This is a genomic window from Stenotrophomonas sp. P5_B8 (genome assembly GCF_054049855.1).
In genome coordinates this window covers 1-14,613 of the sequence record NZ_JBFULO010000019.1, presented here as the reverse complement: position 1 = coordinate 14,613, position 14,613 = coordinate 1, and the positions used below count along the sequence as shown (strand labels likewise).

The 14,613-nt window shown below is 67.7% G+C and carries 12 protein-coding genes; 8 read left to right on the top strand and 4 right to left on the bottom strand.

The window, feature by feature from the left end:
* Positions 1-332: 332 nt before the first annotated feature.
* Together ACXJKH_RS02190 and ACXJKH_RS02185 are read right to left on the bottom strand one after the other, a co-directional pair.
* Positions 333-1,298 (bottom strand): ribokinase, encoded by a 966-nt coding sequence (locus ACXJKH_RS02190; RefSeq protein WP_256774934.1) that lies wholly within the window; start codon positions 1,296-1,298, stop codon positions 333-335.
* 26 nt (positions 1,299-1,324) lie between these two features.
* Complete coding sequence (locus ACXJKH_RS02185; protein WP_457318125.1) at positions 1,325-2,623, bottom strand: NupC/NupG family nucleoside CNT transporter; 1,299 nt, start codon at positions 2,621-2,623, stop codon at positions 1,325-1,327.
* Between the two features lie 192 nt (positions 2,624-2,815).
* Here ACXJKH_RS02185 and ACXJKH_RS02180 point away from each other — a divergent pair, with 192 nt between their 5' ends.
* The 5 genes from ACXJKH_RS02180 (at position 2,816) to ACXJKH_RS02160 (ending at position 8,311) form a co-directional block, all read left to right on the top strand.
* Positions 2,816-3,787, top strand: coding sequence for a potassium channel beta subunit family protein (locus ACXJKH_RS02180; protein ID WP_457318124.1), 972 nt, complete (start codon positions 2,816-2,818; stop codon positions 3,785-3,787).
* Between the two features lie 273 nt (positions 3,788-4,060).
* Entirely contained in the window at positions 4,061-4,258 is a 198-nt protein-coding gene (gene hemP, locus ACXJKH_RS02175; protein ID WP_019182448.1) for a hemin uptake protein HemP, read from the top strand.
* Between the two features lie 192 nt (positions 4,259-4,450).
* Positions 4,451-6,697, top strand: a complete 2,247-nt coding sequence (locus tag ACXJKH_RS02170; RefSeq protein ID WP_457318123.1) for a TonB-dependent hemoglobin/transferrin/lactoferrin family receptor — start codon at positions 4,451-4,453, stop codon at positions 6,695-6,697.
* 4 nt (positions 6,698-6,701) lie between these two features.
* Positions 6,702-7,298, top strand: a complete 597-nt coding sequence (locus tag ACXJKH_RS02165; RefSeq protein WP_256774937.1) for a ChuX/HutX family heme-like substrate-binding protein — start codon at positions 6,702-6,704, stop codon at positions 7,296-7,298.
* Positions 7,299-7,369: 71 nt separating this feature from the next.
* Positions 7,370-8,311, top strand: a complete 942-nt coding sequence (locus ACXJKH_RS02160; protein WP_256774938.1) for a DUF6607 family protein — start codon at positions 7,370-7,372, stop codon at positions 8,309-8,311.
* A 144-nt stretch (positions 8,312-8,455) separates the two neighbouring features.
* Here the strand turns inward: ACXJKH_RS02160 and ACXJKH_RS02155 are convergent, their stop codons facing one another.
* Positions 8,456-10,942 carry an ABC transporter permease gene (locus ACXJKH_RS02155; RefSeq protein ID WP_457318122.1) on the bottom strand — a complete coding sequence of 829 codons (2,487 nt, stop codon included), beginning with the start codon at positions 10,940-10,942 and terminating at the stop codon, positions 8,456-8,458.
* On the bottom strand, positions 10,939-11,541 hold the full coding sequence (locus tag ACXJKH_RS02150; protein ID WP_256774940.1) for an ABC transporter ATP-binding protein: 603 nt from the start codon (positions 11,539-11,541) through the stop codon (positions 10,939-10,941). Before ACXJKH_RS02150 ends, ACXJKH_RS02155 begins: the two co-directional genes overlap by 4 nt.
* Before the next feature lie 120 nt (positions 11,542-11,661).
* Between ACXJKH_RS02150 and ACXJKH_RS02145 the strand changes: the two genes are divergently transcribed.
* The 3 genes from ACXJKH_RS02145 (at position 11,662) to ACXJKH_RS02135 (ending at position 14,540) form a co-directional block, all read left to right on the top strand.
* Positions 11,662-12,312: an arylesterase gene (locus ACXJKH_RS02145; RefSeq protein WP_457318121.1), complete on the top strand. Its 651-nt coding sequence runs from the start codon at positions 11,662-11,664 to the stop codon at positions 12,310-12,312.
* Positions 12,313-12,401: 89 nt separating this feature from the next.
* Positions 12,402-13,115, top strand: a complete 714-nt coding sequence (locus ACXJKH_RS02140; RefSeq protein ID WP_457318120.1) for a response regulator transcription factor — start codon at positions 12,402-12,404, stop codon at positions 13,113-13,115.
* Between the two features lie 153 nt (positions 13,116-13,268).
* Positions 13,269-14,540: a sensor histidine kinase gene (locus tag ACXJKH_RS02135; protein ID WP_457318119.1), complete on the top strand. Its 1,272-nt coding sequence runs from the start codon at positions 13,269-13,271 to the stop codon at positions 14,538-14,540.
* The last annotated feature ends 73 nt before the right edge of the window (positions 14,541-14,613 follow it).

Below are 14,613 nucleotides of genomic sequence, written 5' to 3'. Positions count from 1 at the left end.
CGCTCAGGTCATGAGCATATGCTTGACGATTGCTTCCCCCGCCCCCAGCGCGCGGCGATGGTGGTGGGTTGCCGGGCCGGCATTACAGGGTGGCCCAGGCATAGGCGGTGCCGGCGGCGGCCAGCAGCATCCAGGCAGGGGTCTGGATCATGTCGTGCGTCGTCCGTGAGCGGGGCACCCATGGTCGAGCGGCGGCGGCACCGGGGCAATGCCGGTAGCGGCCATCCGCTGGCAGTTTCCGGCCGCAGCGCCGGTGGCCTGCGACGCCGGGGCGCACATGAAAAAGCCGGCGCTGGGCGCCGGCTTGATCGTTACCGCGCAGCGCGAGCCGGTCAGGCCGTTGCAGCGTCCTTGGGGGTGAAGTGCGGCATCGCCACGGCGGCGCCTTCCTTCTCGGTGGAGCGACCGGCGAACTGGTTGGCAAAGCGCACGTGGCGGATGAAGGCCGCGTCCGGGTCCTGCGCGATGGACGCGCACAGGGCACCGTTGAAGGCATCGCCGGCACCGGTGGTATCGAGCACCTGCACCTGTTCAGCGCCGACGCGGTAGTACGGCTGGGCATCGCCGCGCTGGTTTTCTTCTGCGTGGGAGACGAACACGCCCACCGAGCCCAGCGTCACCACCACCGTGCCATTGCCGACCAGCTTGCGGCACAGCGCATGCAGGCTGGCGCCGTCGAGGGCGGCCACATCGTTGGCATCCACGCGCTCGCCGACGTGGCGGCCGAGCAGGGCGGCGAACTCGGTTTCATTGGGGGTCAGCACGTCGGCCAGCTTGAGCAGGCCGATGCTGGACGGAGCGTCGGCCGGGGCCGCGTTGAGCACGGTGGTGACACCGGCCTCGCGGGCGATGGCCAGCGCCGCCTCAATGGTTTCCACCGGCGATTCCAGCTGCGCCAGCACCACCTTGGCACCGCCCAGCAGCGCGCGCTGGGCCTGCACGAAGTCCAGGCTCAGCGCGGCGTTGGCGCCGGGGCCGATCACGATGGTGTTGCGGCCGCGCGCGTCCACATAGATGCCGCCGGTGCCGGTCGGCTCGCTGCTGGCCTCGGCGGTCAGGTCGAAGCCGTCCTGCTCGGCCAGGCCACGCGCCATCGCGCCGCCGGCGTCATCGCCCAGGGCGCACAGGAAGGTGGTCGACGCACCCGCGCGGCGTGCCGCCACGGCCTGGTTGAAGCCCTTGCCGCCGGGACCGGTGCTGTAGCGCCCGGCGATGGTCGCGCCCGGGGCCGGGAGCGATTCGCAACGCCAGACATGGTCCACATTGAAAGAACCGACAACGACGACAGTGTTACTCATAAAGACTGTTTCTCAGGAAGCGGATATCAGCTGAAATGCGTCAGCACGCCGGCGATGGTCGCCGTCATGAAGGTGGCAATGGTACCGCCGAGCACCGCACGCAGGCCGAACTTGGCCAGATCGTGGCGACGCTCGGGGGCCAGGCCACCAATACCACCGATCTGGATCGCGATGGAGCTGAAGTTGGCAAAACCGCACAGCGCGTAGGTGGCGATCAGGCGACCCTCGGAAGACAGGCTCACGCCCGGCACCTGGCCGTTCACGATTTTGGACAGCTCCGAGTACGCCACGAATTCGTTGATGACCACCTTCTGGCCGATCAGCGAACCCACGGTGGTGGCATCGGCCCACGGCGTACCGATCACCCAGGCGATCGGGGCAAGCACGTAGCCGAAGAGGGTCGACAGGTCGGTCGGGCGACCGATCATGGCCTGCAGGCCGCTGATTTCACCCAGCCAGGTCAGTGGCGCGTTGAGCAGGGCGATCAGGGCGATGAAGGCCAGCAGCATCGCACCGATGTTCAGCGCCAGCTTGAGGCCGTCACCGGCACCGGCCGCCGCCGCGTCGATGATGTTGCTGGAGGTCTTCTCCACGTCCATCTTGACCGTGCCACGGGTCAGCGGCGTGCCGGTTTCGGGCACCAGCAGCTTGGCTACCACCAGGGTCGCCGGGGCGGCCATGATGCTGGCAGCCAGCAGATGCTTGGCGTAGAAGGCCTGCTGCACCGGATCGTTGCCGCCGAGCATGCCCACGTAGGCGGCCAGCACGCCACCGGCGATGTGCGCCATGCCGCCGATCATCATCGTGATCAGTTCGGACTGGGTCATCTTGGCGATGTACGGACGCACCGTCAGCGGCGCCTCGGTCTGGCCGATGAAGACGCTGGCGCAGACGCTGGTGGTTTCTGCACCGGATACGCGCATGATCTTGGTGATCGCCCAGGCCATGCCGCGCACGATCGCCTGCATGACATTGAGGTGGTACATCACCCCCATCAGCGCCGAGAAGAAGATGATCGTCGGCAGCACCTGGAAGGCGAAGATGAAACCGAACTGTTCGGTGTTCATCAGGCTGCCGAAGATGAAGCCGGAGCCTTCATTGACGAAGCTGAGGATCTTGACGAAGCCCTTGCCCAGCGCATCGAACACGTCGCGGCCACCGGGCACCAGCAGCACCACCGCCGCAAAAGCGATCTGCAGCGTGATACCGGTCACCACCAGACGCCAGTCAACGGCGCGCTTGTTGTTCGAGAACAGCCAGGCGATGCCGATAAGCACTGCCAACCCGAACAGGCCGAAGCCAATCCTGCCCAAACCTTCGACCATGAGACTTCCCTTGGGGGTGCGGCGAAAAACGGGAAGCCTATAGCGGTGGCAGGGGCGGAGCAAGGAAAAGCGGCGTCCACGGGCCGATCGGCCGTGATCGGGCAAGTATCCATAAGGGTTTGCACGCCCCGGCGGCTACACTGAGGGCCATCGTTCCGGCCCGGATGCGGGCCTGCAGCAGAGGAGAATTCCATGCAATACCGGCGTCTTGGTTCCACCGGCCTGAAGGTGTCGGCCCTGTCCTTCGGGGCCTGGGTCACCTTTGGCGACCAGATCGGCCGCGATGAGGCCCGCAACCTGATCGCCAGCGCCTGGGACCACGGAATCAACTTCTTCGACAATGCCGAGGGCTACGCCCGCGGCCGCGCCGAGCAGGTAATGGGCGATGTGATCGCCGACCTGCGCCTGCCGCGCGACGGTTTCTGCGTGTCCAGCAAGGTGTTCTTCGGGGCGGTCGATAACCCGGGGCCGACCCAGCACGGGTTGTCGCGCAAGCACGTCACCGACGCCTGCCATGCCGCGCTCAAGCGCCTGCGGGTGGATTACCTGGACCTGTACTACTGCCACCGCCCGGATCCGGACACCCCCATCGCCGAGACCGTGCTGGCGATGGACACCCTGATCCGCCAGGGCAAGGTGCTGTACTGGGGCACCTCGGAATGGTCGGCCGCACAGATCCAGGAAGCGGTGGCCATCGCCCGTGCCCACCACCTGCACCTGCCCTCGATGGAGCAGCCGCAGTACAACCTGCTGCACCGCGAGCGCGTGGAGCAGGAATATGTGCCGCTGTACGCCGACCCGGGGCTGGGCACCACGATCTGGTCGCCGCTGGCCTCGGGCCTGCTGACCGGCAAGTACAACGACGGCGTGGACGCGCAGTCGCGGCTGGGCCAGGGCCAGCTGGCCTGGCTCAAGGAGCAGGTGCTCGGCGATGCTGCCGGCAGCCGCCTGGACCGGGTGCGACGCTACACCGCGCTGGCCGCCAGCCTGGGCCTGTCGCCGGCGCAGCTGGCCATCGCCTGGTGCCTGCGCAACCCCAACGTCTCCAGTGTGATCCTCGGCGCCAGCCGGGTGGGGCAGCTGGAAGAGAACCTGGGGGCGCTGGCCGTTCTTGAGCAGGTCGATGACGCGACGTGGCAGCAGGTCGACGCGATTTTTGCCTGACCGGCGCGTACACGCGCGCGGGGGACAAGGTAGAGCCGAGCCATGCTCGGCTGGGCCCCCCAGGAAGCTGCCGGGCTGCGGGATCTACCAGGAATGCAGCCGAGCATGGCTCGGCTCTACCGGGCGGCGGGCGCTTCTTGGGCGCCTTTGATTGATGAGGTCAATCGAAATTGAGAAATCAATCATCAATTCCATCAATGAAGTTGAGAATGGTTGTTGATTGTCAACTGAGAATCATTATCATTTAACTCGTCCCTCGCACGAGTCCAGACGATGAACACTCAAGCTGCTGTACTGCTGCGCCCCGAAACGCTGACCCTCCGCGACCGTCCGGTCCGCGTGGTCCCGCCCGAAGAAGTGATCGACAGCGAAGCCCTGCTCAAGGGCCGCCGCGAAATCCTGATCCAGCACGGCGACCGCTTCTATCGCCTTCGCCATACCAGCAACGACAAGCTCATTCTGACCAAGTAGCGCCCGCCGCTGGCCGACTGTTGGCTGCCCCACCGGCCGCCTGCGCTTCCGGTGCTTGTCCAGGCAGGCCCGCTCCTCCCCCCGGGCCTGCCGTTGCCCACCGCTCTCTCCCCCTCGACGTTTCGCCTGCGGCCTCGGTCGCCGGCGTCGGTCGGGGGTCTCCTTCCGCGTCCAGCCGATTCCCGCCCATCCATGAAGATCCGCCCCAATGCCCTGAGCGCCGCCCTGTGGCTGGCGTTGCCGATGGCCGCCAATGCCGCTGCATCCGCCGCTGCCGATGCCGCGCCCGACGCGCGTGAGTTCGACCGTGTGCAGGTCACCGCCACGCGCACCGAGCGTGCGCTGAGCGATGTGGCCGCCACGGTCGATGTGATCGACCGCGAGCAGCTCGACGACCACCTGGTCCGCGACATCAAGGATCTGGTGCGCTACGAGCCAGGTATTTCGGTGACCAGCAGCCCGGCTCGCTTCGGGCTGGGCGGCTTCCGCATCCGCGGCCTGGACGGCAACCGCGTGCTGATCCAGACCGACGGCATCGCCCTGCCCAAGGCGTTCGCCATCGGCAGCTTCTCCGATGCCAACCGCGACTTCACCGATCTGGAAACGCTCAAGCGGGTCGAGATCGTGCGCGGTCCGGCCAGCGCGCTGTATGGTTCTGACGCGCTCGGCGGCGTGGTCGCTTTCGTCACCAAGGACCCGGCCGATTACCTCAAGGACGGCAAGGACAGTTACGTCGGCCTGAAGTTCGGCTACGACGGCCAGTGGAAGGGCTTGTACGGCGGGGTCACCACCGCCTTCGGCGGCGACCGCTGGAGCGGCATGGTCAACGTCAACCATCGCCAGGGCCAGGAAACCGACAGCAAGGGCGACGTGCGCAGCGACAACAGCACCCGCACCGCCGCCAACCCGCAGGACCGCGATGGCCGCAGCCTGCTCGGCAAGCTGGTGTTCGCGCCCAGCGAGGACCAGCGCTTCACGCTGACCGTGGAAGGGAACGAAGACAGCGTGGACACCAACGTGCTGTCGTCCGTCGCCCCGGCCACGGGCGCGCCGCCGTCGGCCACCACCACCACCGCGATGAAGGCGCACGACCACCAGACCCGCGCCCGCGTGTCGTTCGCCCATGAAATGGACAACCTCGGCCAGGCCTTCGCGGACGACCTGTCCTGGCAGGTCTATCGCCAGGACAGCGAGACCACCCAGCGCACGATCGAGAATCGTGGCCGCGGTGCGAACGCCAGCCTGCGCGATCGCACGTTCAATTTCGACCAGCGCGTGTACGGCCTGCAGGCGGTGTTGCACAAGGGCCTGCAGACCGGCACGGTCGAGCACGACCTGACCTACGGCTTCGAAGGCACCTGGACCGACACCCAGCAGAAGCGCGACGGCTACCAGGTATCGGCCAACGGCACGGTCAGCAGGACGATCCTGCCTGACACCTTCCCGGTCCGCGATTTCCCGATCAGCAAAACCACCGAGCTGGGCCTGTACGTGCAGGATGAAATGCGTTTCGCCGACGGCCGCGTCTCGCTGGTACCGGGCGTGCGCGTGGACCACTACGAACTGCGCCCGGACGTGGACGGCATCTTCGGCACCGACAATCCCGGCGTGGCCGTGTCCGACCTGACCAAGACCAGCGTGTCGCCGAAGCTGGGCATGGTGTGGCGCTTGGCTGACCAGTGGTCGCTGTTTGCCGGCTACGCGCATGGGTTCCGCTCGCCGCCGTACAACGACGTCAACCTGGGTTTCACCAATGTGATGTTCGGCTACACCGCCATCCCCAACCCCGACCTGAAGCCGGAAACCAGCGATGGCCTTGAACTGGGCGTGCGCTTCGTCAATACGGCGGCATACGTCAGCGTCAGCGGCTACTACAACGACTACAAGGACTTCATCGAGTCCCAGCGCCAGGTGGGTGTCAACCGCCAGGGCCTGATCGTGTTCCAGTCGCAGAACGTGGCCGATGCGCAGATCTACGGTGCCGAGCTGAAGGCCGGCGTCGACATCGGCAAGCTCACCAGCGCGCTGGAAGGCTGGTCGTTGAACAGCGCGGTGGCGTGGTCACGCGGCCAGAACAAGACCGAAGACGTGCCGCTGGAATCGATCGATCCGCTGCGTGGCACCGTCGGCATCGCCTTTGACCGCGCTACCTGGGGCGTGGAACTGGCCGGCACCTTCGCCAAGCGCAAGGACCGCCTGCCGCCGCCCACCGGCACCAGTCCGCCCTTCGCGCCGGCCGGTTACGGCGTCCTCGACCTGATGGCGCACTGGGCGTTCGCCGCCGGGGCCAAACTCAACGTGGGCGTGTTCAACCTCGGCGACCGCCGCTACATCGACTACTCGGCGATCACCTCGGCGCTGGCCACCAACAGCACCGTGATCGACCGCTTCACCAACCCCGGCCGCACCGTGTCGGCCAATATCTCCGTGAGCTGGTAGCCCTATGAGCCGCGCCCTGTCCGCCATGCGATCGACCGACCGGGCGCTGCATCCCGGCCGCCTTCCCACCGCGCGACAGCTGGCGTCGCTGGGCACCGTGCTGTGCCTGTACCGCCCGGACAGCAGCGAGCTGGGTGGCTGGAAGCACGCGGTGTCCGCGCACGCCTGCCAAGGCATGGACAGCGAGGGCATCCGCGAGAGCCTGTGCTTCGCCGACGCGCGCGGCCGCTGCTGCTGGCGCCTGTACCTGCTGCCGGACAGCGACTTCCTGGCCTGGGATCGATTGGTGTCGGCGTTCCCGGCGCGACCGGAGCCGGTCAATGACGGCGGCGTTGCCGAGCGCCTGTGGCGTCGCCTGGCTACGCGCTTGGGCGGCGAGCCGTGGCGGATGTGCGCCTTGCGCCTGCACGTCGGCGACGGCCAGGGCCTGTCGGCCAGCCTGGCCTCGCTGTCGTCGCTGGGCGCCACCGCCGCGCGGCGCATCGCCCACGTGGAAGGCGCCGATGGCGAGCTGTGGATCGACGCGTGTTGCTGCGCCTCGGCAGCACGCGTGCCACCGCTGCGCGAGCACGGCAGCGCCATGCCCCTGGTCCGGCTGTAACCGAACGAAGAAGGACCGCCTCCGGCCACCGATGGCCGAACGTCTTGCCACCTCCTGAAGGAAACCTTGAGATGAAACTCCAGACAGCCAGTGCGTGGCTGCTGCTTGCCAGCAGCGGCGTCGTCCACGCCCAGCCCTCCGATGTGCAGCGCGACCACGACAGCATTGTGGCGATGAAGGGCGAATACGTGGTCGACTTCGCCTTCGATGAAACCGTGCTGCTCAAGCCGGGCTACGAGCGCGCGCCGGCCGTTCGCAGCGGCGGCAACGAGGTGGTGATCGTGGTCGAGGACACGCCGAAGCGGGTCGTGCTGCAGCACCTGCTGGTAGACCCCAAGAGCGGCCACGTCACCAAGCACTGGCGGCAGGATTGGGTGTACGAAGCACCGAACCGTTTCGAGTTCAGTGCCGACCAGACCTGGCAGGTACGCGCCATTCCGGCGGCGGTCAACGCCGGTGCATGGACGCAGTGCGTGTACGAAGTCAGTGATGCGCCGCGTTACTGCGGCACAGGCAAGTGGGACTACCGCAACAACGTGGCAACCTGGACCAGCGACCTCAGCTGGCGTCCGCTGCCGCGCCGCGAGTACACCCGCCGCAGCGACTACAACGCGCTGGCCGTGGTCAACCGGCACACGTTGACGCCCAATGGCTGGACCCACGAACAGTTCAACACCAAGATCCTGCGCGGCGCCGACGGCAGCCAGCAGGAGATCGCGCGCGAGTTCGGTTTCAATGACTACAACAAAACCACCGAGGTCGATTTCAAGCCCGCCTACGACTACTGGGCGGCAACGTCGGGCTACTGGGCCAAGGTGCGCCAGCGTTGGGACGGTTTCCTCGGCCAGGCCCCGGGCGTGCACCTGAAGACCACGCTGGACGGGATGGCGATGATCATGCCGCTGTTCACCCAGGCGCAGGACATCCAGGACGGCAAGAAGGTCAAAGACGCGCAGATCGACACGGTGTTCAAACAGTGGGTGGAAAACGCACCGGCCACCACCGCGCGGTAGAGCCGAGCCATGCTCGGCTGCTCTTCYYCGAKCAATGCCAKGGCGYCYGACGSAAGAGGARCRTTKCTGCCGAGCATGGCTCGGCACTACCGATGCGCAGCCTTCGGCCAGCGCCACTGAATGCTCCGGCGCCCCGCGTCGACCTCACACTTCCCGTAGCGCCAGCGCGGGCGGCGTATGCAGGATCCGCCGTGTGCCCCACCAGCCGGCCAGCATGCTCAATGCCACCCCGATCGCGCCGCCGGCCAGCAATGACCCCCACGGCGGACTCAAGGTCAGCTCGAACACCTGCCGGGCCACCACGCTGCCCAGCAATGCCGCCGTGCCGACCGCCAGCAACGCCGACAGCAGCCCAAGCGCACCAAACTCGACCAGCACCGCCCCGCGGAGCTGGCTGCGCGTGGCCCCCAGCGTGCGCAGCACCGCACTGTCGTAGCGACGCTCCCCTGCGGTGGCCTGCAGGGCCGCCAGCAGCACCAGCAACCCGGCCAGCAGGCTGAAGCCCATCACCAGCTGCACCGCCTGGGTGACCCGGTCCACCACCTCGCGCACCCGCTGCAGGATGCCATCGATATCCAGCAGCGAAATGTTCGGCTGCGCGCGGGTCAGCGCCGCCAACTGCGGTGYCTGCGCATGCGGCAGATGGAAGGCGGTGATCAGGTTGTAGGGCGCATCGCCCACCGCGCCTTCGTTGAGCAGCAGGAAGAAGTTGACCCGGAACGAATCCCAGTCGGCCTTGCGGATGCTGGTCACCGTGAAGCTGCGTTGCTGGTCGCCCATCTGCAGCGTCACCGTATCGCCGAGTTTCATCCCGTAACGCTCGGCCCAGCCCTGTTCGATGGAGGCTTCCGCCGCGGTGCTGCCCGGCGCCCACCAGCGCCCGCCCACCAGCGTGTTGGCCGGCGGGAAGTCATGCCGCCAGGAGAAGTTGACCGGACGGTTGGCATCGTCGTCATCGTTGCTGTTGTCCTCGCGCTGCTGCCGCTGCGGCGGCCGGTCATTGACCGCCAACAGGCGCCCGGTACTGAACGGCTCGATGCCCGGCGCCACCACGCCCAGCCCGTGCAGCGTGCTCAGCACCGTCTCGCGCTGCTCCGGCTGGATGTTCATCAGGAAGTAGTTGGGCGTGTCCACCGGCAAACGGTCGCGCCACTGCGCCAGCAGGCCCGGCCCGATCACCGACAGCAGCAACAGCGCGCACAGCGACAGCGACAGCCCCACCAGCTGCGTCACCGCCAGCCCACGGCGGCGGGTCAGCGCGGCCAGACCCAGCTTCCAGCGCCCGCGCAGGCGCGGCTGCAGCCCACGCAGCAGCCACAGCAGCAACGCCCCAAGTACGCCGGCCAGGGCCGCCAATGCGGCCAGCCCGCCCAGCACCCAGGCCGCCAGCTTCACATCGCCGGTGGCCTGCACGGTCAGCGCCACGGTCGCCGCCAGGGCGGCCGCATAGACCAGCAGCGAACTCGGTGGCATCGCCGCGAAGCTGCGGTTGAGCACGCGCATCGGCGGCACCCGACGCAGCCGCAGCAGCGGCGGCAGGCCGAAGCCGAGCAGCAGCACCAGTCCGATCCCGGCACCACTSAAGGCCGGGGTCGCCTGTGGCAGCGGCAGGCGATTGGGGATCAGACCGCCCAGCGCCTGCACCAACCCGGCCTGCGCGGCCATGCCCAGCCCGATGCCGACCAGGCACGCCGGCACCGCCAGCATCACCAGTTGCAGCGCCATCGCGCTGAGAATGTCGCGCTGGCGTGCGCCCAGGCAGCGCAGGATCGCCACCTGGTCGATCCGGCGCAGCGCGAAGCGATTCGCCGCCAGCGCAGTGGCCACGCCGGCCAGCAGCACCGCCAGCAGTGCGGCCAGCGACAGGAAGCGGCCAGCCAGGTCGAACGCACCGCGCACGCCGCGCTGGGTGTCGGCGATGCCCACGATGCGGTAACCCTTGGCCTGCGGCGCCAACCACGCGCGGAAGTCGGCAATCGCCTCCGGCGCCCCGGCGAACATCATCCGGTAGGACGCGCGACTGCCCGGTCCGAGCAGGCCGGCGGCATCCACGTCGGCGCGGTTGACCAGCAGCGGCGGCGACAGCTGCATCAGTTCGCCGGAGGTGTCCGGTTCGGCCTGCAGCACGCGGGTGATGGTCAGCCGGCCGGCACCGAACTCCAGCGCATCGCCCACGCCCAGCCCCAGCGCCTGCATCAGGCGCGGATCGGCATAGGCCTGGCCCGGCGGCGGGGTGCCGGCGATCTCGCTGGCGCCGCCGTGCAGGGTGCGGCTGACCTGCAGCTTCCCACGCAAGGGATACCCATCGCCGACCGCCTTGATGTTGGCCATCTGGCTGGCCTCGCCATGGAACAGCACGCTGGGGAAGCTGACCATGCGCGTGCTGGCCAAGCCACGTTCGCGCGCCGCGTCGGCGAAGGCGGTGGGAATGTCCTCGCGTGCGTTGAGGCCGAGGTCGCCGCCGAGCATTTCCGCCGCACTGCCGGTCAAGGCCAGCGTGACCCGGTTGACCAGCGTGCCGACCGCGGTCATCACCGCCACGCCGAGCACCAGCGCGGCGAACACGGTCAGCAGGTCGCCGGCCAGGAACTCGCGGCGCAGTGCGCGCGCGGCATGTTTGACGACATTCATGCGGACACGCCGGACGGGCTGTCGACCAGTCGGCCGCCATCCAGGCGATAGACGCGTTCGCAGCGCTGCGCCAGGCGCAGGTCATGGGTCACCAGGATCAGGGTGGTATCGCTGGTGGCGTTGAGCGCGAACAGCAGGTCGCTGATCTGCTGGCCGGTGGCCTGGTCCAGGCTGCCGGTGGGCTCATCGGCGAACAGGATGCGCGGCCGCGCCACGAACGCGCGCGCCAACGCCACGCGCTGCTGCTCGCCGCCGGACAGCTGGCGCGGGTAGTGGCGCGCACGGTGGGTGAGCCCGACCTGCTCGAGCACCTCGCGCACGCGCGCCGGATCCTCGCGCCCGGCCAGTTCCAGCGGCAGCGCGATGTTCTCCTCGGCGGTCAGCGCCGGCAGCAGGTGGAAACTCTGGAATACGAAGCCGACCTCACGCGCACGCAGCTGCGCGCGGGCTTCTTCATCCAGCGCATTGAGATCCGCGCCGGCCAGGGTGATCCGGCCGCGGCTGGGCAGGTCCAGTCCAGCCAGCAGGCCGAGCAGGGTGGTCTTGCCCGAACCGGACGCGCCGACGATGGCGATGCTCTCGCCTTCATGGACGGTCATGCCAATGTTGTCCAGTATGTGGACTTCACCCTCCGGGCCACGCGCCGATTTGCCCACATCCAGGGCGGCGATGGCGACGGGAGCGCTGCGGGGGGACAGGCTGTCGATGAGGATTCTCCAATGAGCACAACGATGTGGAAGGGCCGCGCGGCCCCGATGGTCTGGCTGATGGCATGGTTGCTGCTGCTACCGGCGCTGGCCTGTGCCAAAGGTGCCGATACCCGCCATGCGGTACTGGTGGTCGGCGACAGCCTCAGTGCTGCCCACAATATCCCGGCCGAATCGGGCTGGGTGAACCTGCTTCAGCAGCGGGTCAAACAACAGGTCAAGCCGGCCCCGAACATCATCAACGCCAGCATCAGCGGCGAGACCAGTTCCGGCGCGCTGACCCGGCTGCCGGGCCTGCTGGCCAAACACCGGCCATCGGTGGTGGTGATCGAGCTGGGCGGCAACGACGCCCTGCGCGGGCTTACCCCGGTGCAGCTGCGCGGCAACCTGGAAAAGATGATCGTGGCCAGCCAGAAGGCCGGTGCCAAGGTGCTGCTGCTGGGCATCGACGTTCCCCCCAACTACGGCCCGGCCTACCGCCAGCGGCTCAAGGACGTCTATGCTGGGCTGGCCGGCCAGTACAAGGTGCCGCTGCTGCCGTTCCTGCTGGACGGTGTGGCCCTGCAGCCAGGGCTGATGCAGTCCGACGGCCTGCATCCCACTGCCGCCGGCCAGCCGCGGGTGCTGGACAATGTGTGGCCGCACCTCAAACCCCTGCTCTGACAACAATTTTGATTCCGGTGTGAGCAGCTTCACACCGCCTCCACTGCCGATGCGGCATGTTTCACAAAGCTGAAGAAAGAGGGAATCCCATGCGTCAGACAAAGGAGACCTCCGGCCTGGTGCTGGTGGTCGAGGACAACCGCAATATTTCCGAGATGATCGGCGAGTACCTGGAAGGCCGTGGGTTTGAGGTCGACTATGCCYAGGACGGGCTGGACGGCTACCGACTGGCGGCGGAAAACAGTTATGACGTCGTGGTGCTGGACCTGATGCTGCCGCGACTGGACGGCATCGAAGTCTGCCGCCGGCTGCGCAACGACGCCCGCAAGTCGACCCCGGTACTGATGCTGACCGCCCGCGACACGCTGGACGACAAGCTCACCGGTCTGGGCTTCGGCGCCGACGATTACCTGACCAAGCCGTTCGCGATCCAGGAGCTGGAAGCACGCCTGCGTGCCCTGATCCGCCGCGAGCGTCGCCAGGTGGGTTCGGAAGTGCTCAAGGTGGCCGACCTGGTGCTGGACCCGGTGAGCATGCGTGCGACCCGTGCCGGTACCGAACTGCAGCTGTCGCCGATCGGTCTGCGTCTGCTGACCATCCTGATGCGCGAATCGCCCCGCGTGGTGACGCGCCAGGAAATCGAGCGCGAGATCTGGGGCAACGGCCTGCCGGACTCGGATACCCTGCGCAGCCATCTGTACAACCTGCGCAAGATCATCGACAAGCCGTTCGACCGTCCGCTGCTGCACACCGTGCAGAGCGCCGGTTACCGCATCGCCGACATCGCCCAGCCGATGAGCTGACGCGTACGGCGGTCGCCGGCGCGTGAGCGGACGGGCCCTGCGGGGCCCCGAGGGTGACAACGACCTGGCGGTTGCCGGGTCGTTGTCGTTTTTTGCACGATGGAATCACGGCGCGCTTTCCTATAATCGCGGCGAACCGCTCTGGATCCTGTAATGCCGCACGGTCTGCCGCGCAAGATACGTATCGTCTTCATCCTACAAGCCGTGCTGGCCAGCCTGGGTATCCTGCTGGGCGCATGGCTGGTGTCGTTGGTGATCAAGCACAGCCTGGTCARCAGCGCGCTGCAGGAAGAGGCCGCTTACTACTGGCAGCTGTACGACGCTTCGCCGACGCAGCCGCCGCCGAACACCCAGAACATCCGCGGTTACCTGCTGGAGACCGGGCGGTCGCCGTTGAGCCTGCCGGCCAACCTGCGCGCGCTGCGCCCGGGTTTCCACGAACTGAAAAGCGACGACCAGCTGGTGCTGGTGGATGCGCGTCCGGAAGGGCGGTTGTATCTGGTGTTCCTGCGCTCGCGCGCGGAGATGCTGGCGTTCTGGTTCGGGATCGTGCCGGTGCTGCTGACGTTGCTGGCGGTGTACGGGGCCTCGTGGATCACCTACCGGGCATCCAAACGGCTGGTGTCGCCGGTGAACTGGCTGGCGCGGCGGGTGTCGCGCTGGAATCCGGGGCATCCGGAAGCGGCGGACCTGGCGCCGGACAAGCTGCCGGCGGATATGCAGGGCGAGACGCGGCAGTTGGCCGCGGCGCTGCACTCCCTGGCCACGCGAGTGACCGCGCACGTGGCGCGTGAGCGCAACTTCACCCGCGATGCGAGCCACGAACTGCGCACGCCGCTGACGGTGATCCGGGTGGCCAGCGACATGGCGCTGGGCGATCACGAGTTGTCGCCGCGGTTGCAGCGCAGCTTGAACCGCATCCAGCGCGCGGGCCGGGACATGGAGGCGGTGATCGACGCGTTCCTGATCCTGGCGCGCGAGGCGGATGTGGAGCCGCAGATCGAGCTGTTCGACGTCAACGAGATCGTGCGCTACGAGGTGGACAACGCGCGCGAGCTGATGGCGGGGCGGCCGGTGGAGATCTTCCTGCACAGTGCCGGTCCGGTGCACTTGCATGCGCCGCCGCGGGTGCTGCAGGTGGTGGTGAGCAATCTGTTGCGCAATGCGTGCAGTTACACCGACGAGGGGCGCATCGATGTGGATGTGCTGGAGGATCGGGTCGTGGTGCGCGACACGGGGATCGGGATGTCGGCCGAGGCGTTGGGCCGCGCGTTCGAGCCGTTCTACCGCGCGGAGCCGACGCGGCCGCAGGGCACCGGCTTGGGGCTGTCGATCGTGCGTCGGTTGTGCGATCGATTTGGCTGGAAGGTGAGTCTGAGCAGTACGTTGGGGGCGGGGACGCAGGCGGCGGTTGTTTATCGGTGAGTTTTTTAGCAACGGCCGGGTGATTTCTCTCTCCAGTGTTTGGGTCGGTGTGGGCGGGTTGGCGGGACCGTCG